Consider the following 1,630-nt stretch of genomic DNA (forward strand, 5'->3'; position numbering starts at 1 on the left):
GCTGTAATGTCGGTCCAGCCTACGTCTGCAAAGCGTACGGTTGAACATTGTTGCGCTTCCATAGACGCGTTGGCATATGCGTTAAACGCAAGTGAGCTGATGGCGAGTGCGGTAAGTGTCTTTTTAATGGTTGGCATAATGATTCCTTTTTTTCATACCTTGAAACTGCTTTCTCTCAGTTTCCTAAATGTGATGACTGACTTTTTAGTTTATGTTCTGTGTATCTAATAATTATCTATGGGTTTTGCGAGCGATTAAGTGAAGCTATCGATCGCTCTTAGTGGTGCATTGATGCGTTGTTTTTCTTCCCATTCTGGTGCAATCCAAACCGGCACATTTTGTGGTTCGAGCATGACATGACCCAGGATCATATCCGCGGCGCGTTCAGCCACCATGATGGTTGGGGCATTTAAGTTGCCGTTAGGAATGGTTGGAAAAATGGATGAATCTACGACGCGAAGGTGGTGAATTCCGCGTACACGACACTGAGCGTCTAAAACCGCCATTTCGTCGGTATCTGCGCCCATTTTGCAGCCGCAAGAAGGGTGGTAGGCGCTTTCTACGTTTTCCTTAACCCATCGGTCTATGTCTTCATCTGAGGTCAGTTCAGCACCTGGTTGAATTTCTTCACCACGGTAGCTGTCCATCGCAGGTTGAGATAAAATTTCACGAGTTAAGCGAATACAGTCGCGCCAGTCTTGGCGGTCTTGCTCGGTAGAGATGTAGTTGAATCTGATCTCGGGTTCCACATGTGGATCCGCAGAGGTAATAGAAACGGTGCCACGGCTTTCCGGTTTATTTGGCCCGACATGCACTTGAAAACCGTGTCCATCAAAGGCCGCTTGTCCGTCGTAGCGCATCGCTGCTGGTAGAAAGTGGTATTGAATATTCGGCCACTTAAGCCCTTTACGTGAACGGATAAACGCACAAGATTCAAAGTGGTTGGTGGCACCAAGCCCTTTGCGCGTTAATAGCCATTCTGCGCCAATCAAGCCCTTACTGACCAAATCGAGTTTGCCATTTAGGGTGATAGGCTGTTTACAGTGATACTGGAAATACACTTCAAGGTGATCTTGAAGGTTTTCACCCACGCCCGGTAACTCGTGTTTTAGGTCAACCCCTGCTTTTTCTAATACTGTTTTTGGGCCAATGCCTGATAACTGAAGAAGCTGAACCGATCCAATCGAACCTGCGCTAGAAATGACTTCTTTAGTTGCTAGTACGGTTTGTGTTTTGCCAGATTTATCAAATTCAACGCCCACCGCTGTTAACCCGTTCTCTTGCTCTTCAAGGAGCACTCTACGAGTGACCACGCCTTTCATGAGCGTCAGGTTTGGGCGTTTGAGAGCAAGACGTAGATAGGCGTTAGCCGTTGATGCTCGAACACCTTTGTCGACGGTCATGTGCATTGGGCCGAAACCTTCTTGCTGATAGCCGTTGTAGTCAGGGGTTTGAGGGTAACCCGCGTCTTTTCCAGCATCGATAAAGGCTTGGTAGAGTGGGTTGAGTTCCATCTCGTTTCCGCCGCATGTACCTAATGGGCCATTGCCACCACGGTATTGGTCTTCGCCTGAAATCCACGTTTCTGCACGTTTGAAATAAGGCAGACACGCTTAGATCGGAAGAGCGG

General features: G+C 48.0%; 2 pseudogenes. Both read right to left on the minus strand.

Annotated elements, in window-relative coordinates:
• Positions 1 to 137: pseudogene (locus tag ACP45E_RS21745) on the minus strand (glycine/betaine ABC transporter substrate-binding protein); the annotation flags it as partial.
• Positions 138 to 254: 117 nt separating this feature from the next.
• Positions 255 to 1,613: pseudogene (locus ACP45E_RS21750) on the minus strand (choline dehydrogenase); the annotation flags it as partial.
• Between the last annotated feature and the right edge of the window lie 17 nt (positions 1,614 to 1,630).

This window comes from Vibrio genomosp. F10 str. 9ZD137 (assembly GCF_049974785.1).
Lineage (GTDB): Bacteria > Pseudomonadota > Gammaproteobacteria > Enterobacterales > Vibrionaceae > Vibrio.